The 22,438-nt window shown below is 35.6% G+C and carries 15 protein-coding genes and 1 pseudogene; 5 read left to right on the top strand and 11 right to left on the bottom strand.

The annotated features are described in order from the left end of the window. Window positions 1–706: 706 nt before the first annotated feature. Window positions 707–1,738, bottom strand: coding sequence for a leucine-rich repeat domain-containing protein (locus F6K06_RS06455; RefSeq protein ID WP_287240221.1), 1,032 nt, complete (start codon window positions 1,736–1,738; stop codon window positions 707–709). Between the two features lie 1,128 nt (window positions 1,739–2,866). Here F6K06_RS06455 and F6K06_RS06460 point away from each other — a divergent pair. Both F6K06_RS06460 and F6K06_RS06465 read left to right on the top strand, forming a co-directional pair. After that, window positions 2,867–3,019, top strand: a complete 153-nt coding sequence (locus F6K06_RS06460; protein ID WP_287240218.1) for a hypothetical protein — start codon at window positions 2,867–2,869, stop codon at window positions 3,017–3,019. 83 nt (window positions 3,020–3,102) lie between these two features. Then, entirely contained in the window at window positions 3,103–3,306 is a 204-nt protein-coding gene (locus F6K06_RS06465) for a hypothetical protein (protein WP_287240216.1), read from the top strand. Window positions 3,307–3,797: 491 nt separating this feature from the next. On the opposite strand, the gene F6K06_RS06470 is transcribed toward F6K06_RS06465, so the two are convergent. After that, on the bottom strand, window positions 3,798–4,520 hold the full coding sequence (locus tag F6K06_RS06470) for a M15 family metallopeptidase (RefSeq protein ID WP_124145106.1): 723 nt from the start codon (window positions 4,518–4,520) through the stop codon (window positions 3,798–3,800). A gap of 629 nt (window positions 4,521–5,149) precedes the next feature. Here F6K06_RS06470 and F6K06_RS06475 point away from each other — a divergent pair. Together F6K06_RS06475 and F6K06_RS06480 are read left to right on the top strand one after the other, a co-directional pair. Then, window positions 5,150–5,689 (top strand): EF-hand domain-containing protein, encoded by a 540-nt coding sequence (locus F6K06_RS06475; protein WP_124145107.1) that lies wholly within the window; start codon window positions 5,150–5,152, stop codon window positions 5,687–5,689. A gap of 597 nt (window positions 5,690–6,286) precedes the next feature. Continuing rightward, a complete protein-coding gene (locus F6K06_RS06480; RefSeq protein ID WP_161564537.1) occupies window positions 6,287–6,460 on the top strand; it encodes a hypothetical protein in 174 nt (57 codons plus the stop codon). 393 nt (window positions 6,461–6,853) lie between these two features. Here F6K06_RS06480 and psbC read toward each other — a convergent pair whose 3' ends face one another. The 9 genes and pseudogenes from psbC to F6K06_RS06525 form a co-directional block, all read right to left on the bottom strand. Beyond that, entirely contained in the window at window positions 6,854–8,236 is a 1,383-nt protein-coding gene (gene psbC, locus F6K06_RS06485) for a photosystem II reaction center protein CP43 (protein WP_124145108.1), read from the bottom strand. Beyond that, window positions 8,220–8,375 (bottom strand): annotated as a pseudogene (locus tag F6K06_RS06490) (photosystem II protein D2); the annotation flags it as partial. The pseudogene F6K06_RS06490 and the gene psbC, both read right to left, overlap by 17 nt. An 824-nt stretch (window positions 8,376–9,199) precedes the next feature. Further along, a complete protein-coding gene (gene trxA, locus F6K06_RS06495) occupies window positions 9,200–9,532 on the bottom strand; it encodes a thioredoxin (RefSeq protein ID WP_124146701.1) in 333 nt (110 codons plus the stop codon). Between the two features lie 1,733 nt (window positions 9,533–11,265). Further along, window positions 11,266–12,429 carry a GuaB3 family IMP dehydrogenase-related protein gene (locus F6K06_RS06500; RefSeq protein ID WP_287238641.1) on the bottom strand — a complete coding sequence of 388 codons (1,164 nt, stop codon included), beginning with the start codon at window positions 12,427–12,429 and terminating at the stop codon, window positions 11,266–11,268. Between the two features lie 760 nt (window positions 12,430–13,189). Further along, entirely contained in the window at window positions 13,190–14,239 is a 1,050-nt protein-coding gene (locus F6K06_RS06505) for a DMT family transporter (protein ID WP_287238643.1), read from the bottom strand. A 367-nt stretch (window positions 14,240–14,606) separates the two neighbouring features. Then, complete coding sequence (locus F6K06_RS06510) at window positions 14,607–15,143, bottom strand: hypothetical protein (RefSeq protein ID WP_124146698.1); 537 nt, start codon at window positions 15,141–15,143, stop codon at window positions 14,607–14,609. A gap of 603 nt (window positions 15,144–15,746) precedes the next feature. Continuing rightward, window positions 15,747–15,926: a hypothetical protein gene (locus tag F6K06_RS06515; protein ID WP_124146697.1), complete on the bottom strand. Its 180-nt coding sequence runs from the start codon at window positions 15,924–15,926 to the stop codon at window positions 15,747–15,749. Then, on the bottom strand, window positions 15,927–17,162 hold the full coding sequence (locus F6K06_RS06520) for a response regulator (protein WP_124146696.1): 1,236 nt from the start codon (window positions 17,160–17,162) through the stop codon (window positions 15,927–15,929). It lies immediately after the preceding gene. Window positions 17,163–17,456: 294 nt separating this feature from the next. Then, window positions 17,457–18,659 (bottom strand): response regulator, encoded by a 1,203-nt coding sequence (locus F6K06_RS06525; RefSeq protein WP_287238647.1) that lies wholly within the window; start codon window positions 18,657–18,659, stop codon window positions 17,457–17,459. A 605-nt stretch (window positions 18,660–19,264) separates the two neighbouring features. Between F6K06_RS06525 and F6K06_RS06530 the strand changes: the two genes are divergently transcribed. Then, entirely contained in the window at window positions 19,265–22,171 is a 2,907-nt protein-coding gene (locus F6K06_RS06530) for a tetratricopeptide repeat protein (RefSeq protein ID WP_287238650.1), read from the top strand. Window positions 22,172–22,438: the final 267 nt, after the last annotated feature.

A 22,438-nucleotide genomic window follows, 5' to 3' on the forward strand; every position in this document is an offset into this window, starting at 1 on the left:
TATCGCTTATTTATACAGGTTGGTCACATAATTATTCCTCATATCTAATATCATGTCCGGTTGAATACTTACACTTTGGAGGAGGTAAGGCAGGAGGCAGGAGGCAGGATGCAGAAGGGTTTCCCGCAATTTCAACCTAATTCTATACACAAACGATGCTACCGGACATGATATAAGGGTAATCTTTAACCAATTATATATCTTGATTTTTTTAGTCAATTCAGGAGTTTATACTTTAAATTGGCAGTTAAAAGCCAAACTATACTCTATTTTTAAGCTCTTAAATAGGGCTTGCTGATTAAATATAAAAGCATTGACATATAAAGATTTTAACCTTTTTGGGAACGAAAAAAGTGCGCCTGTTTCAGTCTAAAAGGCTCAAAAAGTTAGTATTTTAGGCGCATAGTTGGGCAGAACAATCTTGGGACAAAACTTAGCTCCTACCTCCTCGCTCATTCCCATTTCTCCCCTCCTGGGAGGGGTTAGGAGTGGGTTGTCTCCTGTCTTCCCTTCCTGGGAGGGGTTGGGGGTGGGTTGTCTCCTACCCCCTACTAAAGGACTTTTTCAGCAAACCCTAAATACAGGCGTTAGATCGAAAATCAGCTAATAATTTTACTCTGCAAGTAGTAGTTCAAAAAATCAAAAAAAACTTGAAACGTAAGATTTTTCCCTCTTGCCTGTTGCCTGTTGCCTCTTCCTTCTTCTATTAGAAGCGACAAATTGATTCTGGTTGGAGGGGGCAAATTCTGGCAACTGGGTTATTTCGCAAATTCAGTACATCTAATTTAATTAAAGTTGAGAGGGAATTAATATCTGTTATTTTGTTGCGACTTAAATCTAGTAAATTAAGGTTAGTCAAAGTTGATAAAGAATCAATTTTTGTAATTTGATTGAACACCAGGATCAGAATTTTCAGATTCCTTAAACTAGAAAGATTGGAAACTTCAGTAATGTAATTATCACTCAGATTAAGATAAGTTAGATTAGTGAGGTTAGAAAGAGAAGAAATGTCACTAATTTGATTGCGATATAAATACAAATTAGTAAGGTTAGTTAAGTTAGATAAGGGCGCAATTTTTCTGAGCTGATTATCGTTAAGATATAGGTGAGTTAAATTGGTTAAATTAGCTAGAGGTTTAATATTTGTAACGCGATTAACTCCGATATTTAGTTCAGTTAATGTTGTTAAATTGGATAGAGAAGATACATTTTCAATTTGATTAAAAATTAGGCTCAGATTAGTTAATTTAGTTAAACTAGATAGAGGAGATATATTTTTTATTCTATTATCGTTGAGTTCTAGATAAGTTAAATTAGTTAATTCAGACAAGTCATAAATATCTTCAATTTTATTACTATCGAGAAATAAATGAGTTAATTGATGAAGGTTAGATAGGGGAGATAATTCTTGAATTTGATTAGCATTTAGGGATAGTTTAGTGAGATTTTTAAGGCTGGATATAGGAGCAATATTTATAATATAATTATTATTCAGGGAGAGGGCAGAAAGACTAGAAAGTTTTTTGTCTGCTTCAATACAGTCATTCGTTCTGGCTTTTTGCAATAGAATTTTAACTGTATATTGAGAAGTGGGAGAAATATTTGTTTGATTTAAACACCATTCTGTAAAGGTAGAAAAATTTTCTGGCGAGGTAGAATTAGCTTTTAAATAAGGTTGCATCAGCAGTATCCCTACCCAAATATAAATTCCCAAAAAGATTACTTTGAGTCTTTTCATTGCAGCTTCTACTCCAAAATTTTGTTGATGTTAAAGTAATTATAATCAATGCTATAGCAGGGAATAAGGAATAGGAGAAAAAACATTTTCCTGTCTGAGGTTTACGATCAGTCTATGTCCTAATGGGACTTACACATTTTATGGAAGAGTCAGTCTAGATAAGGGAATTACGTCAATACCCTCAAAATGCCTAGAACCCCAAATAAACACGAGTACCCATCTTAGTAAGCGTCAGATGAAAATTATGATGTTTAGTTCTTGCTTGAGAAAGTTTTGTTGTCTCAAAGAAATTTTTGGTATGATTTGTAAAATTAATTTTAGCTGAATACTCAGTAATATTTGATTGGCTATTGCTGAGTTGAGGATGATATTTGAGTTCGTATTTTTGGAGTCAGTAATTAAAGGATTTTGTTGTTGATTTGTCTCTGAGTTGAGTTGAGATACAATAGTTTTTAAGTCTTCTATTTGGGCAAATTATTGATCGAGATTTATCGACTTTTCTAAAATTTTTAATTGATTTCTAATATTGAGGTAGAAAATTTTACAAATTCTTTGTAGCCAAAATACATCAAAGCTCAGAACTAATGTTACTAACATAAAAAATATACTTTTTTTGAAGTCATTCAATTGTTCTTCAGTATAAAATATAGGGTCTTTTTCCCTTATTCCTGCACTCATCTTTGAACTAATTGTCTTTTGCCATTCTTGAGCTAATTCTTTTTGAGTTATTCTTTTTGAGTTTTGTTGTGATGTAAAAAATCAGCTTGTGTAAGAGTTATAATTATTTTTTGTGGCGCTCCAAACTGCTTAATTAGAGCAGGCTAAGGATACAAAAAATTAACCCTAAAAAATCCTTTTTCGTGCCTTCGCGCGTAAAAATATCTTACCTGTTGCCTGTTGCCAGATGAGCTGTTGCCTATTCCTGCAAAAAATCTATATCTTTTTCACCAGATGTCTATTAGATTAATTATTTAGGTTTAATTTAGGGACTCAGAATTCCTGAGATTTGTCTGATTGGAAAATTGTACTAGACTGCTTAACAAAAATCAATTAAAAAGTAAACTTTGTTACAGAATTAAACATAGTGAAATTGAGATACTATGGCAGCAATTTTCCTAGTAATCATCAATGAATAACTTCGCTTCTTTAGTATTGCCAGCCATCTTAGGACTAATAACTGGAGTTGGTCACGGAATCATTTCCCATAACGCAGACCTTCCAGTATCTTTGACCGAGCAAGTTGTCTTGTCCCTACAAATTGGTCAATTCCCAGAACCATAAAGATAAATTTTTATTAAAAGTATCTGTTAATACAGAAATATCTGAGATACTGAGAAAGTAAGTAATTGAGGAGACTTAGCTCTATGAACTCTCAAAACTCTCAGAATTTAGATAATATATCTGGTTTAGATCGAGTTGTGGTAACATTCTTGGTAGCTTTTTCTATGTTCATTGTTAGTTATAGTGCAACCCGTGTTTATCTAACTCAATCATCTGAACAAAGCCCTCAAGTTGAATCTAATGTTATCCCCCATCCAGCTTCTTTGTGGAGCGAGCTAGGTCGATAATTTATTCTATCGAAGCGGAGATAATATTTGATTTTCAAAACTCATAAACAAGTTATTTTTCTGAAAAGACTTTTATATAAGCTGTAACTTCTCACTATCAAAATGTTACAGCTTATGATAATTTTAGATTTTTTTTAATTAACCAGAAAAGTTAAAGAATTTGAAAACCCCCATTTTTAACTAGGGGATAAAAAATTTCACGGTTGTTTTAAGCGCGAGTAAATATTAGTCTTTAATTTATCATTAATCAATCATCAATTAAAAGTTGATATTTTTAACATTGGCTTTAAAATCCCAACTATATTTTTAAAGTTAGTGATATACCTTGGTGGCAGGTTTGAATTCTACACCATAACGCCTGTTAACACAGTTTCAACCCAGGAGGCTAACTGATATAGCAGTCCAAGCAAAGGGCGCGGACAGATCAAAAGCTTAAAACTCAGACAATACAAGATTTTTCCTTCTTCCTTCTTTCCTCTACTATAACTGTTTCAATTTACTCGCCCATACCGTGCCACAACCTCACTTTCACCATTCTCTTTACTTGTCAACCAAGCCCACATTTGGTCGCCCAGAGAAAAATGCCACCATTCCTGTTGATGTTGCTGAAACCCCACCGATAACATTACTTCTGCCAATAACTGTCGATGTTGATGATATTTCTGAGCTTCCTCATTTTTACTCCCCAAAAAATGATTCGGGTAAGAGCGGGGAGACAACTCATCAATAGGAGAACCCATATCAACAGTTTTGCCATTAGCATCCACTAAAGTTACATCCACAGCAGCACCCGTACTATGAGGTGGTGGGGTAGCGGGGTTTAGACTAGGAGCAGCCCAAAACTGATAAACTAACTCTAAAATTTCTTGACGTTTTGCTTCTGTCAACTCCGGACTATCTAATGTTAAACCTTCAGCTTTTACTGTTTCTACAAAAGTGTAATCTACCATAAATTGTTGTACAGCAATGGGGCGATAAGCATCAAATATTTGGATGTGCCAATTGGGATATTTTTGTTGTAGTTTTGTTTGAGCTGCTATCAAACTATCTAATACTTTTTGACGTAAAAAATAAGGTGAATTTGCTGCAGATAAATGATAAGGTGCGCCTAATTTTTGATAGGGATGGGGTGATTCAGTGGCAAATTTTTCTAAGGGAATTGGGATTAGTGGTTCGTGACATTCTTGGATTTTAATTTTCTGGTATGGTTTCATTACAAATTGGCACTTAGTTATCAGTAGTCAGCTTACAATTATCAGGTGGAATCGCTCAATTATTACTAAATTTAAAGCAAGATTTTACATTTAGTAGCTTGGGTTGAAAATTTTTAGGGCGGTTATTCGCAGGATAAAAACAACACGATATCTGATTTTTTTTTGGTTGCACTACCGTTGAACCCAACCTACAGTATGATAACTTCCCATTACCTAATCCCAAACTTCTGTCAAATCTAAAATAAATCCCGGCAATACATTTTTCCCAGATTAACAATTAGGATTTTCCCATATTTCTACTTCCCGATTTTGTCAATAAATCTCCACTTTTCGATTTTTACTATCGTAAGCATTTAGCGGTCAGCGGTCAGCGGTCAGCTATCAGCTTTATTGCCTTTAGTGGGGAATTTAAGCTCGTTGTTCTTGTGCTTCAATTCTTTGTTCAAAAATGTAGTAGAAGTTAAGCAAATACCTGGTTCATTCATTTTTATTGCTGAGAGCTGATTGCTAATAGCTGAATGCTTACTTACTATCAATTCAAACCTAGCACCATTTAATTGAAATTTTGCTTCAAATATGCTAATTTCTAACTCAAAAAATAGCTGAGAAAATACAACAGGAGAAAAATTATGTTATCGCCATTTGTGCAACGCAAACTTGCCTTGGCATTTTATCAGTATGACCAATCGAAAAATGGACTGCTAGAAAAGGAAGACTTGCAGCTAATTGCCAAAAGAATAGCTGAGTCTTTTGGTCTCAAAAAGGAAGATAGCAAATATCAGGAAATTCTTGATACCTATGCTAAAGTTTGGGATCATTATTTGAGTCCTGCTGATACAGATGGAGATGGAAAAGTTTCTCTAATTGAATTTTTGGAAGTTCGAGAAAAAATGCAACCCAGTCAAATAGAAAAAAATCAAGAAGTCAACAAAGTGATGTTTGATTGCTTGGATATAGATGGAAGTGGCACAATTAGTTTTAAAGAATATGATATATTGTTAAAAGCGTTGGGAGAAACCAATGAGGAAAGTATTAAACGTGGGTTTGAAAATATGGATCTAAACAAGAATGGTTCGAGATCACGAGATGAATATGCTAAAATTAGAAGTGGTTATTTCTCTTCTGACGATCCAGAATATGCGTCGAGGTTGTTTTACGGATCTTTCTAAGACTGCTAACACTGTTAATACTTAATAGGCAATAGACATCTCCAGAAAAGAGGGAACACCGGAGCTGGGAACAGGGAGAAATAATTGATAATTTATGGATAAAAATTGATTTGATTTTGGATGTTTGGAGATGTCTAATAGGCAATAGATTTACCGAAGAATTAATAATTAAATAATTAAATAATTCAGGTTTAAAGCCTCCCCTTTCAAGGAGAAAAAAGCGGTCGAGGGATGGCGAGGAAACCTTACCATATCCAATCGACCAAGAGAAGAAATTTTTTCCTTTTATTCAATCGTCTTCCTTTTAGGGAGAGGTAATTATCAATTATCAATTATTGAATATTGCTCCTTACTGAATAATTAAGATTTAAAGCCTCCCCTTTAAAGGAGAAAAAAGCGGTCGTTAGCGGAGCTTCCCGTAGGGTGGGGTGGCGAGGAAATCTTGCCATATCCAATCGACCAAGAGAAGAAAAAAAATTATCCTTTTAGTCAATCCTCTTCTTTTCAAGGAGAGGTGATTATTAATTATTAATTATTGAACACCAACTTAAATTTGAGAGAGATACATTTTTGCGAACATTTCCTCAATCAAAAAAAATGTTTAATCACCAAAAAGAATATTTAGCTCAAACAAGTTCCATAGACCGCTCCTTTAAACCAGCGATCGCCTATGGAGGGTCGGTAAATATCTCAGAAAACAGTCCCACTATCCTCGTATCCGAAAACAGTGATCGGCAAAATTCAGCGTCAGGAACTCAGAAAAAGGTTTGAAGCGGGTGAATTTAATGCCATATTGAAAGACTGAAGTCATATCAAATCCGGTAGCATCAGTGTAATTAGATAAAGAGGGTGGGGAATGTCGGCAGATAGTGAATCTGGGGGCAAATTTCCACCTTTTTCCCCTATTCTATTGCTTGATCTTCTGACTCCTTTGCTATAGGAAAAAATGGGTTGGTTCGGAAATAGACTGGTAATAAACCTTAGACAGGGAAATTTTTCCCACTTTTGCCTGTTGCCTGTTGCCTGTTGCCTGTTGCCTGCTATAAAAACCCGTACCGCGTGCCAAGATCCTAAATGGGTTCTATAAAAAAATAAGAACCTCACCAGATATTTGGCGAGGTTCTTAAATAAATTTAGCTATCAGTAACCTACAGTAACTAGATATTAGTCTAGGTTAGGCATAGATAGTACTGGCTCTGTTTCACGGTCGAGACCCTTCTCAAAACCACCTTCAGCAGCACGAGCGCGTCCTGCGTGCCATAAGTGACCAATTAAGAAGAAAAAGCCAAGAATGAAGTGAGCTGCAGCTAACCAAGCACGAGGGTTAACATAGTTAAACCCGTTAATATCAGTGATAATGCCACCTACGGAGTTGATGGAACCGTTAGGAGCATGAGTCATGTACTCAGCAGCACGACGTACTTGCCAAGGCTGAATATCGTTCTTTAACTTATTTAAGTCGAGACCGTTAGGACCACGAAGAGGCTCTAACCAAGGACCACGGAAGTCCCAAAAACGCATTGTTTCACCACCGAAGATGATTTCACCAGTAGGAGAACGCATTAGGTACTTACCAAGACCAGTTGGACCTTGAGCAGAACCAATGTTAGCACCTAACTTTTGGTCACGGACTAAGAATACAAAAGACTGAGCTTGAGAAGCTTCAGCGTTAGTTGGGCCGTAGAATTCGCTAGGATAAGCTGTGTTGTTAAACCATACGAAACACGCAGCAATCAAACCCATTAAGGATAGAGCGCCCAAACTGTAGGAAAGATAAGCCTCTCCAGACCAGATGAAAGCACGACGTGCCCAACCGAAAGGCTTAGTTAGAATATGCCAAACACCACCGAAGATACAAATCAGACCGATCCAGATATGACCGCCGATGATATCTTCCATGTTGTTAACACCGATGATCCAACCTTCACCACCAAAAGGAGCTTTAGCTAGATAACCAAAAATAACAGCAGGATCGAGAGTAGGGTTAGTGATTACCCTGACATCTCCACCACCTGGTGCCCAAGTATCATAGACACCACCAAAGAACATGGCCTTAAATACCAACAACAGCGCACCACAACCTAATAGGATTAAGTGGTAACCGATGATATTAGTCATCTGGTTCTTATCTTTCCAGTCATATCCGAAGAAAGAAGAATATTCTTCGAGAGTTTCTGGACCACGAACGGCATGATAAATACCGCCTAAACCAAGAACAGCAGATGAAATTAGGTGCAAAACACCTACGACAAAGTATGGAAATATGTCAGTTACCTCGCCACCAGGACCGATACCCCAGCCTAAAGTAGCAACGTGAGGCATTAGGATTAAGCCTTGTTCGTACATTGGCTTTTCTGGGACAAAGTGACCAACTTCAAATAAAGTCATTGCTCCTGCCCAGAATACTATTAGACCTGCGTGAGCAACGTGAGCGCCTAGTAGTTTACCGGATAGATTGATCAGACGGGCGTTTCCAGACCACCAAGCAAAACCGGTGGACTCGATATCGCGACCTCCCATCATGGAAGAATTAGAGAGCGTTACCACGTGGTAGAACCTCCTCAGGGAATATAAAGTTTTGATGTGGTTGATCTTGAGGTGCCATCCATGCTCGGATACCCTCGTTCAACAAAATGTTTTTGGTATAAAATGTTTCAAACTCTGGGTCTTCTGCTGCCCGTAACTCTTNCATGCTTTAACTTTACCATTATATAGCAGAACTTTTGGCGATCTGCATGATTTTTTTTGTTGGTCGCAATTCATCCCAACACCAAACTAGGGTTATGGTGTGGGCCTTCTTGCTCCATTTAGGTAAAATTCATACATGATAATTGGTACAACTACTAGGACATAGAGTGATGAAGAATCGAATACTGTCCAATTTTTTTCCACTATTGCCTGTTCCCTAATATATAGCAGTCGAAGGAAAGGACACATACAGATCAAAAGCTTAAAACTTAGACAACGCCAGATTTTTCCTTCTTGCTTCTTCCTTCTTATTTCTTCCTTTTGGTATACAAGGTACTAAAGCCTTAGTATTAAATTAGGGCTTTCTATTTATAAATACAAATAAAAAATTTCCGAGACCACTGAGAATCTCGGCTAAGTCATAAAATAGGTTGATTCTACCTTACTTGCTTGATAACTAGGACTGTAGAAAGAAAACAGTTTAATTATTGAGATTAGTCCACTAGAAACCTAATAGAGGATTATTTTCTCAATAAGAACATAACTGAGAACTACTGTCTGCTTTTAAGCAGAAATATATCTCAATTTAGATCGTTTTCCCTGTTGTTCTAGAGATACTTCATCAAACATTCAGTCTATAGAAGTGCGCGCTGGTATACTTACAAATTGCAGGAGCTGCCAATAGCTAAAATCTTGTATTATCAGCTTTTTATTTCCCCTATGGCTTGTTGCCTGCGCGCAACGTTATATCCTAATTATTTCTAAACATTTATGGATACAAACAGTTTTGTGCAACTTTCTACATATCTGTTTCAAAAATTCTCAATCATTCTCCAGGTACTTTTCTAAAGTTTGAGCCAATGTAGTTTTAGGAACGGCTCCAACCACCATATCAACTCTTTGGCCTCCCTTAAAAATCATCAAGGTAGGAATACTGCGAATCCCATACTGGCTTGCTACATTAGGATTTTCGTCCGTATTTACTTTAACTACTTTTATTTGTCCTTCGTATTGCCCTGCAATTTCTTCAACTACAGGAGCCACCATCCGGCATGGCCCGCACCAAGGTGCCCAGAAATCTACTAAAACTGGAACTTGACTTTCAAGCACTTCTTGCTTGAAACTGCTATCGGTGACTGGTGTTGGTGCTGTCATTCTTTACTAATCCTTAAATATGAATCTTGAATAGTATGGCGTAAATAGTATGGCGTAGGATTGTTGCTTCTTGGAGATTGCCTCTAGACTAGATTTAACTTGGTACCAAAGAAACCCTAGAATTTCTGCCAAGTATATCAGCCAGGATGGCTTCAGAAGCATTTCAGACTTGGTTGCTAGTCCAAGACACGGTCTGTCTGACCGCAAAGGTATGCCTATTTATTTACTAGGCTTAATGCAACTCAAATTTTTTTTTATACAGTTCATCAGTTGCCAGTTACGTCTGTTTAAAAACACCTTTATTATAATTTGGTATTTTTTGATTTTAGCAAGTTTACTTTTCCCAGAAAACACCAAATTTATTATTAGTTTAAGTGTTTTGGGAAAAATTTAAGATAAAATCCTGAAAAATATGGTAGGTTTTGATTCTACCAATGTATATATAAAGAGTATAGTATAGACTGGTATCAAGGTTAACAAACTATCATATAACATTCAATTAAAGTCTTCTCTAAGTACAATGTCACTTTAGTTAGTTAAGTCCACCATACAATCTTAAATTACTAGCTTTATTAATACTTTCTTTTATATCTTCTTCTGTGTCAAGTAGTATATAGAAAAATTAAAATACAAAGCGCAGAATCTTTTTTTCAAGTTAAGTTTTTCCCTATTCTCAAAAACTCTAGATATCTATCCGTAACTTTAACTTGATCAAGTCGCAAATAACTAACTAAGTAAACAAGTAACTATATTTATTTGTACCGTACTTGATTTGCACGAGAAATTTTATAAACAATTAAGCAATTAACTGAGTAGCTTACGCCGAATCTGTGATAACCTAATCACTATCAAAAAAATTTGATCTGAATCAAGCCTTAAGTGGCCATAAGGAACCGCCCAAACTAGAAAAGCTCGGGCGGAGTGTGGTGTGAGGAGTGAACGGAAACATGCATCTCCGCTATTACTATTGTGACATTTATTTTCAGATAATTCCAGGGTAATTTGTAAATTTCAAAACTATTTCACAAATTTTGTCAAGGGTACTGACATATCTTAAGTCATTGACATACTCTCCAGCGGTCAGCGACGGAGATTCTCCTAAAACCAGGATTCTTGGTTTGTGCTCCGCAAAGCTAGGCCAACAACGAGTCCACTTAAACTAATTACCAGAAGATATCTAGCTCAGAGATGGCTCTCTCCTCAAGGGTTTGCTCTATTCCAAAAGCCTCTGGGCTTATTCCCTACGGTACAGTTCAAAATCCTATAACTCTTTTCTTGGCCAGCATTTCCTCTATTGGTCGGCGTTCCCATAGCAAGGAAACCTTACCGGGTTCCGACCGCTTACCCCTGACAGCTACGCAGAGTCTGACGGCAGTTTTCAAGGTGCGTTGATCAATTATATAGCTAGGTTTTTAGAGCAGTTGAATACCTTTAGTTCTTTTCTAACTATAATACAAAGTCCCCCTTTTAGGGCTATCCATTACCCACATCTTTCTTAAGATAAAGCTTGACTTCTGAGATGTGTTATGAATAAGTCTTGGCTCGGCTTTTTCGGGAGAAAAATGTATTTTTATATACATTTTTTTGAAAACTTCAGTAGTTTTACTTAGCTACTATGATTTTTTCTCCTTTCTCCCCTGCTCCCTGCTCCCCTGCTCCCCACAAGTATTTCAAGACTTATGGGTAAGGGATAGCTTTTAGGGGGAGGCTTTAAACCTAATTTTTCGGTAAATCTACTTGCCCATACCTAATTGTTGAGCTTTTTGATAAACTTTACCCTCAGTCAACAATGAAGGAGCAATAACAACCTCAACTTGCTGCATTTCTTTCAAATCTTTAGCTCCCAAAGTGCCCATACTCGTTTTGAGAGCGCCCAATAAATTATGTGTACCATCGTCCAATAATGCCGGACCACGCAGAATTTGCTTGATGGTGCCAGTTGTACCGACCTTGATCCGAGTACCTCGTGGCAAAAGGGGACTAGGAGTAGCCATACCCCAATGATAGTCACGCCCTGGTGCTTCCGCGGCCCTAGCTATAGGCGAACCAATCATCACCCCATCAGCGCCACAAGCAATACATTTACAAATATCTCCACCAGTAATTAAGCCCCCGTCGGCAATAACTGGGACATAATTGCCAGTTTCTTGGTAATAATCATTTCGTGCTGCTGCACAGTCAGCTACAGCAGTAGCTTGGGGAACTCCTACACCTAAAACACCACGAGATGTACAGGCAGCACCAGGGCCAATACCTACTAGCACTCCTGCAGCCCCTACTTTCATTAAATTTAAGGCCACTTCATAAGTAACACAGTTACCTAAAACCACAGGCATAGGCATTTCTTGACAAAGCTTAACCAAATCCAGGTTTTCCACTGACTCAGGTGAAAGAAATGCAGTGGAAACAACTGTTGCCTGGACAAAAAATAAGTCTGCACCAGCATCAGCGACTACTTTTCCATATTTGAGTGCTCCCGCAGGTGTTAAGCTTACTGCTGCAATACCACCTTGGCTTTTTATTTCCTTAATTCTCTGAGAAATTAATTCTGGTTGAATTGGAGCTGAATAAAGTTCTTGCATTAAACCCACAAATTCATCTTTGCCCACAGAGCTAATTTTTTCCAATATTGGCACTGGGTCAGGATAGCGAGTTTGAATACCTTCTAAGTTGAGAACTCCCATTGCTCCTAACTCAGATAATAGAACAGCCATTTTGACATCAATTACTCCATCCATTGCACTAGCAATAATGGGAATTTCTCTTTCTATGCCGCCGATGCTCCATCTAGTGTCTGCTAAACTTGGATCGAGTGTCCGTTCCCCAGGAACTAGGGCAATTTCATCGATTCCGTAAGCTCTGCGAGCTGTTTTTCCACGTCCAATAAATATATCCACTACTTTTACCTATTCCCAAGACCATTTTAGTTAGGGTATCAAATTCAGAGGAGCATTGGTCATCAAGTCAAAAGTCTATAATTGAAAGTCAAACGCCAAACAATAGGAGTCAGGAGTCAGGAGTCAGGAGTCAGTAAGAATAGCCTATATATCTATAATATTATTTATTATTTAGTTAAAGTAAAACTCTGTGTTTAGTCAAATCGACATTTCTAGGTAAAGTCTTTTTAGCAGGGAAATTATTCGTAGCATTATTTTTTATATTTCATATTACTTCCGACATTCCGCACGTCAATTTATCAGGTTAAAAGTAGTATAAAAATTCCTGTATTGGCAGGTATTTCTGAATAAATTATCTTGATTGACCTTTCTCCAGAGTCATATTATTCGGAAAATATTCAGCATCAATACTCAATCACTTACCCAATTATGACTACTATTATTTTCTCCTGACTCCTGAACTCTGAATAGACATTTGGTGAAAATAAACTTGCCCTTTATTTGCTATAAACTAGAGTGTAATAACTCAAAAAATCATTTTTCGTGTTTTTTTTCTAAAAATATCTTCCCTGTTCTCTCCATACCTATTTCTTCCATACCTACTTTTACAAAAAGTCTATATCTTTTTCACGCCTATGTCTAATACATAGCAAGAAACGAATTGATTAGGACATAGATTAATAATGAACCGTAAGACAGATAAATACTTTTCCCACTTTTCCCTGTTCCCTCCATGCCTATTCCCTATTCCCTGCTATAGTTAAAAACCTTTAAATCCTAAACCTGTTTCTCTTTGCTGAGGATGAACCTTTTCAGCAAGTTGATTAATGGTAGTTTCGTTTTTATTCGCGACTTGACTCAATATAATTCCAACTAAAATAATAGCTCCCCCAATATAGTGAGCAGCGATGGGTTTTTCTCCTAATATTAAATAGGCTGCTATGACTCCAGCAATGGGATTAAATGCACTGGCAATAGAAGCATCAGAACTACTGGTTTTACTTAATCCTTTTAACCACAAAATTTGACCTATTACTACAATAACTGCACTATAAACTAACATCCATTGCCATAAAAAAGGCGAAAATAGTTCCATGAAATGACTACTTCCATAAAAATATAATGCGACAATAAAGAAGATAATACCTCCAAAACCATTACGAATAATATTAAAAAATCCTACGGGAATTCGATGAAGACGTGCTTTGCTAATAGTATTAGAAATTGCCGTAGCGGTCGCTCCAATTGCGGCTAAAATTTCTCCTGAATTGATAGATATCATATTTGTAGAATCAACTGAGTTTTGCCCAAAACTTTGCAAAACTATAATTAAAATTACTCCGGCAAATGAAATAATTGCTCCAGTAATTTTCCACCGATTAACTTTTTCTCCTAGCAAAAAAATAGCTAGTGCTAAAGTTAAGGGAGGTTCAATACGTCCAATTAATATTACATTGTTAACCATTGTGCGAGAAAGTGCTTCAAATGAGGCAGCAGGAGATAGAGCGCCAGCTAGGAATGCAACGGCTAACATACTTGCCCAATCTTGACTTGAAAATTGTTGAAAGTAACGTAGATTTAGCTGTTTTCTATAGATAATAATTAAAATTAATAGGGCACAGATATTTCCTACAAATAAAACATTACAAAATGAAATGGGATTTTCTCCAGGAAATTTTTCGGCACCAATTTCTGTTAATTGTTTTGTAATTGCGTTAGAAGCACCGAAAATAATGATTGCTAATAATAAGTAAATTTGTCCGGGGATTTTTTGCCAAAGGTTAGAGATATTTACAATTTTTTGGTTCATTTTTAACTATGGCTTGCTGATTAAATTTAAAAGTATTGACATATAAAGACAAGTGCCTTTTTGGAGTCTAAAAAAATGCCTGGTATCACGTCTAAAACGCTTAAAAAGTTAGTATTTTAGGCTCATAGTTGGGCAGAAAAATCCCAAATTGACAATTCAAATCCGAATAGTTAAGGTAAAAATCCTCTCATGAGCAAGGAAAAACAAGAAAAATTTTTCATAATTATTCAGCCCATTCCGTTTTCACTCTAGAGGTAATTATTAATAATTAATAATTACCTCCTCGCTCATTCCCATTTCTCCTGTCTCCTGTCTCCTGTCTCCTGTCTCCTACTCCGACTAAAAGACTTTTGAGCGCAAACCCTAACTAGAGTTTCCAAGACTGATGACAAGTCCAAGAGTTATTGGGATGGCGTTCATAAAATCGTAATTCCCATAATACCTCTGCTTGGGAATTGATGATTTTTTTTGCTATTTTTGCTAGTGTTTGTTGTTGTTCTGATGGAAATTTGTAGGCTAAACTGAGATGTAAATTATTTTTGAGGCGTAATTCATCAATACGAGTTTTTGAATTGGCTAGATGAGCAAAGTTAGCAATCAATTTTTCTAGCCAAATTGATTTTAATTGGAGATAATGAAAGTCTGTTTTTAACTCCATATCTACAACAACTATAGGTGGCGCTGGGCGATTTTGACTAGTATTGTTTAAGGCAGTATCTAAAGCTTGAAGATAAATTGGAACTGCGGTTAATTGGTCGTGAAAAAAACCTGTCAAGGTACAGTGCGGCATATATTGATGTGCAGCATTTTCACTACATTCTGCACGAGTAGTGGTGAAATATTCTTCTAGTTGATTATTTAGTTCACCTACTGGGCAAGCATATACGATAAATTCTCGTAGCATCAGATTATAGATTAAATTTATGATTTTTGAGTTTACAGCAGAAAAAAGAAGGAAGAAGGAATAATCTTACCGAATAATTAAGGTTTAAAGCCTCTCCTTTAAAGGAGAGAAAAAATTTTCCCTACTGCGTCAATCCTCTTCTTTTCAAGCAGAGGTAATAATTAATTATTAATTATTAATTATTAATTATTAATTGTTGAAGTTGTCTTAGTTTTAAGCTTTTGATTTGTCCTAACCTTTCCTTCGACTGCTATACAGCGCTTTTCAAATTGATCAACCACATCGTCACAAAAAAAATCCTGTAGGGGCGTTTTGCTCCGCAACATATAAAGCGGCAGCTTTGCGTTAGCAAATGGCCATTAGCCCCTAATTATTATTTGTAACATTCTTTTTTCATCCCTGGTATTACTCTCCTCTCCTGAATTCTGACTCCTGAATTATGAATATAGAACTCCATTCCACTTTCCTACGGAATTTTAGGCAAACACGAACAAAAACTTTCTTTTATATCAAATCCGTTTAATTCGGCACGTAAAAAATGTTCCATCTTCAACCATTACCAAATATTTCCCCATCTCTTCATCTCCCCATCTCTGGGTCTCCCTACCTCCTCACGCTTCCCACACTCCCCACACTCCCCTCCTGGGAGGGGTTAGGGGTAGGTCCCCACACTATGAATCTAATTACACCGATGCTACCGGATTTGATATTACTCTCCACTTCTGACTCCTGACTCCTGACTCCTGACTCCTGACTCCTAACTCCTGACTTCTCATATTGCAATTAAGAAAACTGTAGAGCTAGGGTTTCAGATATAGGTGTTTGAGGTAAGCAAGAACTAGAAGTTACATATTTATTAACTATTTCTAGAACTTGTTTTTCTCTAATTGGTTTAACGAGATAATCTGAACATCCTACCATTGTTGCTCGAACTCTATCTATTAATCGATTACTGCTTGTTAAAATTATTACTGGTGTTTCTTTTAATGCGGAAATACGACGAATCTGAGCACAAATTTCATAACCATTTGCTATGGGCATGATTAAGTCTAGAAAAATCAGATCTGGTTTTTTTTCTATCAAGGTTATGATTGCTTTGACTGAGCTGTTAATTCCGACAAAATCAAAACTATTAGCAGTCATAATTTGTTTCATTTGATGACAAACTATTAGGCTATCATCTATACAAGCAATTAAAGCTTTATTTTTTTTCTTTTGGCTAAATTCTCTTTGTTTATATAACTGTAGATTTGTTTTTTGGAACTGGGGAAATATTATGGGAATATCTGGTAGTTTTGTCAGCTTGATTAATCCTTTTTGAATATGAGGCAAGAAAAATTTTGCTAGACGAAACTGGTCTGATTTTATCTGACTCGCCATATCTCTTAAACTACATTGACTGTTGATTAATTTGCCTAATTTAGTATAGAGAATGGGTGATATTTTTTCTTGGAATTGCTCTGGTTTATATAAAATAATCCCAAAATTAGGAGATAAATTTTTTAACCCTGAGCTACTCCAGTTACACCAATTTTCTACTGCTTTTTTAAGAATAATTTTCGTGTCAATTAAAACTCTTGGCCAACGCAGGATGTTTGTCGTAATATTTGGTTCAATTTTATAACTTATTTGTCTCTGATTTTCCTGTTGTAATATATCAAATAGTACTTCTAAAACTATTGATTTAACAATCTTTTCAAACTGTTCTCTAGTAATTTGCTGTTCCTGAAGTAAACTACACAATAATTGATAAATCCAGCAATTATGATTATTATTAATTTGGAAAGGGTCTAAATTTATCGGATTAATTTTAACTTGATAGCGTATTATATGTTGTCGTAATTGTCGCCGAGAGTGTTCACAGCTATAACCCCAGACTATACGACCTCTAAAAAAGTAAAGACTCCACTTATCTATAGGGCTAGCTAACACATTCAAACTACCTGTAAATTGCTTTCTACTAATAGTGATTAGTCCATTGGTTAAACTCAGATTATTAATATTTGCAATGGATAACATAAGTTGTCTAAAATAGTAAAATTTGTATATATTTTTTCTTATAAAATATAGTATACATAATATGATTTTTGATACTGGTATTTAAGATATTTTTAACTTTATAACAATAAAATACTGACAGTTTTGTAGATGTAGTAGTGAATTAAAATAATATTAGTTTTGGCTAAACTGAAACTTCTATTCCTTCGTTGCTTCCAAAAACTGATTCTCAAGTGAGATTAGCTTCAAAGACGGTTTTAGACTAATACTATTACGATCGTTAAATTTTGACCTAGCTACACAATTGCAAATAACTTATAAGCTTGTTTGATCTGATTTTTCTGGTGATTTAGGAGGATAATTTTGTAAATATCGCTTTACTACTGCCAATATTTTTTTCGGTTGAAGAGGCTTGGTTATATACCCTGTGGCTCCCACCATTTTAGCACGAACTCTATCGACCACTCCATCGTTTCCAGTGATGATAATTATGGGTATATTCTCAAAAATAGGTACTCGTCGCAATTGAGTGCAAATTTCATAACCATTAGCAATTGGCATCATTAAGTCTAAAAAAATTAGATCGGGTTTATTTTCAATAATTATTGGTAATGCTTTAATAGAATCTTGAATTCCGATAAATCTATAATCTGCCTTTTTCAGAATTTTCTCTAACATATAACAAATTTGTTTACTATCATCTACACAAATAATTAATTCTTGGACTTTAGCTGGAGCTTTCTTTTTATTTACATTGGGCTGTAATCCTGGACTTCCTTCAATACGTTGTTTATCTGGAACTGACTTAAGAATAATTAATTCATTACGCACATAAGGCATTAAAAATAAAGTTAATTGACGCACATCTTTATTCATCAAAATAGCTATTTCTCTAAGAGTTCTTTGGCCATCGACTAATTTAGTGATTATTTGATAAGAGTTAGGTTTAGCTATTTGTTGTAACAATTTTTGTTTGATAATTTCAGGAACTAAATTAGGAGAATATTCAGTTAAATTAGACTGCTGCCATGCTAAAAATGATTTATGAAGAGTAGGAATTATAGCTTCAGGAGGAATGATTACTGACATTAAAATCAAGGATTTTTCCAATCCTTTTGGAGATAAATTATAAGCTAATAACTCTTGTGATTGCTGCTGTAAAATATCAAATACAACTTCTTTGATGTTCTCAACTATAACTGCTTTTACTTGATTTTGAATTAATACTTTTTTTCTAGATAAAATAGATAGAAGATGATAGTAATAAGAATGAAGATCATTATGTTCTCGTAACTTCATATTAGCCAGAGAAATATTCGGGCAAAATTGATGCCAAATTCTATGAAATCTGCGGTTAGGATGTTCACCTCCAGTAGCCCAAACTAGACGACCAACACAAAAGAATATTATCCAACTTTTCTGAGAACCTTTTACTTCTAACTTCCCTGTAAATTGATCGGGAACCTCATTGAGCAACAAATTAAAAAGTTGATTTTTCCTATTTTCATTACTGTTCATTTTTAATACCAATTGAATCAAGAATTAGGGAAATAAAAATTAAAAACTATAGAATATAGATGTATCAGAAAATATTTTAGACTATTTTTGAGTACAGTATTCTAATTATAATCAAAATTATTTCCTATTTTTCAGTGAAATTTGTTGGCAATGTAAAAATGCGATTTTCAGAATTATTTTCCTGAAAAAAAAAGAATAAAAAAGCAGCAAATAAATCTATCATTTTATGTATTTCTATAATTTATTAGTTTTTATTTTACACTGAAAATTTTTTTTTAAATAGTATTAAGTCCTACTCATCCGAAATCAACTCCCTAGTAAACAAAAGTTTCTCATAACAAGAATCTAAGAGAGACAAAATAGTACAAAATATCTTTTAAGAGCATATAGGGTGAGACCCATAATGCTAAATGGCCATATTAAGTTTGTATGGTCTTTAACTAGTGCAGGATGGCGGAAATAACTGACCAGTTACAAAATCCTAAAACAATTACAAATCAAAAATGATTGACTGTCTTGAGTGCGTCTTACATTCTGAGGTTTCCTCAGAATTACGCACTCGATGCATGACTTTTGACTTTTGACTTTTTTAGAGGACTCCTACAGTGAAGAATTCCTATCTCTACCTTAGTTACTTGAGCGCGATCGCTATTATTCTTTTCCCAGTACCTACCATCGCAAATATCCCGAATATTTTGGCCCAAACTCCCGAAGTGGAAACTTCCCCAGAATCTTCTGCCTCCAAGGCTGAAGCAGATAAGTTATTTGAAACAGGTGTGGAACAATTTCGGACAGGAAAGTTTGATGAGGCCCTCGAAAACTACGAAAAAGTTTTAGCAATTCGTAAGGAGCTGGGGGACCAGGCCGGAATTGCCCAAACCCTGAATAATATGGGGAATGTTTATGTTAACCAAAGGGAATATACCCAAGCTTTAGATGTTTTGCAACAAGCTTTAACTATTCGCCGAAAAATAAACGACCGCCCAGGGGTATCGGAAACTCTTAACCTGATTGGTTTTACCTATCAACGACAGAGGGAATTTTCCCAAGCGTTAAATCTACATCAAGAGGCTTTAGATATTTCTCAAGCTGTGAAGGACCGACCTAATGAAGGAGAGTCATTACATAATATTGCTGCGGTTAAGGCCAGTCAAGGACAACTTGACCAAGCACTTGAATTTTATGAACAGGCGCTGACCATTCGCGAAGAAGTGGGCGATCGCCGAAATAGAGGACGTACTCTCAATAATATGGGGGTGGTCTACTTTCGGATGGGTAATTATGACAAAGCTTTGGAAACATATCAAAAAGCTTTAACTGTGCGTAGAGAAATTAATGATAATGCTGGAGTTGGTCGGTTATTAAATAATATAGGTTTTGTCTATCGGGAAAAGGGTGAAGATTCTGAAGCTCTTAAATATTTTCAGCAAGCTGTGGCGATGTTAGAAGGTATTGGCGACCAAAGAAGTGTGGGGCGAATTTATGGTTTTATGGGGAAACTTTATGAAAAGCAAGGAGAAGAAGATAAAGCATTAGAGGTTTATGAAAAAGGGTTAGAAGCTGCTAAAGTTGCGGAGGATAAGACTGCTCAATTAGAGGCTTTGAGTTATTTGGGTGATGCTTATTATGAGATAGGAGAAAATACTAAAGCACAATCAATTTATGAACAAAGTTTAGCTTTTTATCAGGAAGCAGAAGATAAGGCGGGGGAAGGTAAAACAACTGTTGGTTTAGGGAAAGTTTATAACCGTTTGGGTGAAAATGATAAAGCCAAGCAAGTTTTACTAAAGGCTTTGCCTGTAAATAAAGAAGTAGGAGAAAAGTCGGTTATTGCTGCCAATTTTAATGCTTTGGGTGAAGCTTATTATAGTTCTGGCGATTATTCTATTGCTCTGAATTATCATAAACTTGCTTTGAATAATTTACCAGATAAGGAGGATAAAAATGCTGTTGCTGTGGCTTATGAAGGAATAGGAGATTCTATGTTTCAGCTCAGACAATATCCTCAAGCTTTAGAAAATTTAGTACAAGCATTGGCAATATATAAAGAGAGTGAGGAAAGGGTTAAGGAGGGTAAAATTTATGAGCAGTTAGGCACTATATTGGTAGTTCAGGAAAAACCAGAATTGGCAGTGGTTTTTTATAAGCAAGCTGTTAATTTGAATGAAACTATACGAAGTCAGGAAAGTGAGAAAAGTTTTTTAGAAAAGCCTGAAGAAATTTATCGAAATTTAGCAGGTTTATTATTACAAGAAGAACGTATTATGGAAGCTCAACAAGTATTAGATTTGTTGAAAATTCAAGAATTAGATAATTATCTAGGGAATATTAAGGGGAATGAAGCAACAGCAACCGGAGTTAAACTATTAGCTGCTGAAGAAAAAATTATGACTGAAGATACAACAGATATTTTAGAACGAGAGATTGACAAAAATAACTTAAAAGCGGATTTTCCAGAATTTAAGAATTTGCAGGCAAAATTACAAAAATTACCTGGAACAGTGCTATTTTATCCGTTAATTTTGGCAGATAAATTAGAATTAGTATTAATCAAAGCAGAAGGCGACCCTATACACAAAACTGTAGAAGTAAAAGCAGAAGAAATTGAAGGGGCGATCGCTGAGTTTCGGCTAACAATTTTGACTCCGGTTGGAGATGTCAAAGATTCTGCGGAAAAACTCTATAATTGGTTAATCAAACCAATAGAAGATGAGTTAATTAAAGCAAATGCCAATACTATTATTTATGCACCAGACAATCAATTACGTTATCTTCCTTTAGCAGCACTTTATGACGGAGAAAAATGGTTAGTAGAAAGTTTTGGTGTGAATAATATAATTGCAGCTAGTCTAACTAATTTTGAGACTCAACCGAAAAATCAACCCCGTGTATTAGCAGCAGCTTTAACCGAAGGTAATTATAAAGTTCAGGTAGGAACTCGCCAAGTTGAATTAACACCAACAACAGTAAAATTAGTAGAAAATTTAACAGAAACAATTCCTGGCTCTCGTAAACTTGTTAACAGCGAATTTAGTTCTGAAACAACAATTAGTAGTTTTAATGACTACAATATTGTACATTTAGATACCCCCGTTGTCTTGTTAAATGGAGAAACAGGAAATGGGAAACCAGAAGACTCTTTTATATTATTTGGAGATGGCGATCGTGTTACTCTGCGCGATATGGAAAGTTGGTCATTACCCAATGTAGATTTAGTCGTATTAAGTGCTGCTGAAACTAACATTGGTGGACAAATAGGTAATGGAGAAGAAATAGTCGGTTTTGGTTATCAGATGCAAAATGCCGGAGTTGAAGCAATAGTTACCTCCTTGTGGCGAGTTAATGATGATTCCGCTCAATTAATGAATACTTTTTACACAGTTTTACAAGAAGGAAAAAGCAAAACAGAAGCATTGCGGGAAGCTCAAATAAATATGATTACTGGAAAGGATAAAGAAGCAAATAATCCTTACTATTGGTCATCATTTATCTTGATGGGAAATGGATTTTAGGCGTTGCTGGATTAGTGTATGGTATTAATCTTACAGCAGTTATCTAGTTGATGAGTTACAAAGTTTATTGCTCTAGGGAACAGGGAATAGGGAACAGGGAACAGGGAACAGGGAATATAGAAATAAATAGTCTTATAACTGTACCTCACTATCCTCAAAAGTGCTGTAAATTACTTAGGAGTCAGGAGGGAATAAAGAAGAAGAAAGCTAGATTCATAATATCCTGCTGTTTGAACTATTTCATAAGTTAAATGCAGTAATAACGAC

Source organism: Okeania sp. SIO1H4 (genome assembly GCF_010672695.1).
GTDB classification, from domain to species: Bacteria; Cyanobacteriota; Cyanobacteriia; order Cyanobacteriales; family Microcoleaceae; genus Okeania; species Okeania hirsuta.

Coding starts and splice junctions, on each gene's coding strand:
- F6K06_RS06470 (WP_124145106.1), bottom strand. CDS start 4,520: ATGAAACCATACCAGAAAATTAAAATCCAAGAATGTCACGAACCACTA.
- F6K06_RS06505 (WP_287238643.1), bottom strand. CDS start 14,239: ATGAACCAAAAAATTGTAAATATCTCTAACCTTTGGCAAAAAATCCCC.
- F6K06_RS06455 (WP_287240221.1), bottom strand. CDS start 1,738: ATGAAAAGACTCAAAGTAATCTTTTTGGGAATTTATATTTGGGTAGGG.
- F6K06_RS06475 (WP_124145107.1), top strand. CDS start 5,150: ATGTTATCGCCATTTGTGCAACGCAAACTTGCCTTGGCATTTTATCAG.
- F6K06_RS06480 (WP_161564537.1), top strand. CDS start 6,287: ATGTTTAATCACCAAAAAGAATATTTAGCTCAAACAAGTTCCATAGAC.
- trxA (WP_124146701.1), bottom strand. CDS start 9,532: ATGACAGCACCAACACCAGTCACCGATAGCAGTTTCAAGCAAGAAGTG.
- F6K06_RS06520 (WP_124146696.1), bottom strand. CDS start 17,162: ATGTTATCCATTGCAAATATTAATAATCTGAGTTTAACCAATGGACTA.
- F6K06_RS06510 (WP_124146698.1), bottom strand. CDS start 15,143: ATGCTACGAGAATTTATCGTATATGCTTGCCCAGTAGGTGAACTAAAT.
- F6K06_RS06460 (WP_287240218.1), top strand. CDS start 2,867: ATGAATAACTTCGCTTCTTTAGTATTGCCAGCCATCTTAGGACTAATA.
- F6K06_RS06525 (WP_287238647.1), bottom strand. CDS start 18,659: ATGAACAGTAATGAAAATAGGAAAAATCAACTTTTTAATTTGTTGCTC.
- F6K06_RS06465 (WP_287240216.1), top strand. CDS start 3,103: ATGAACTCTCAAAACTCTCAGAATTTAGATAATATATCTGGTTTAGAT.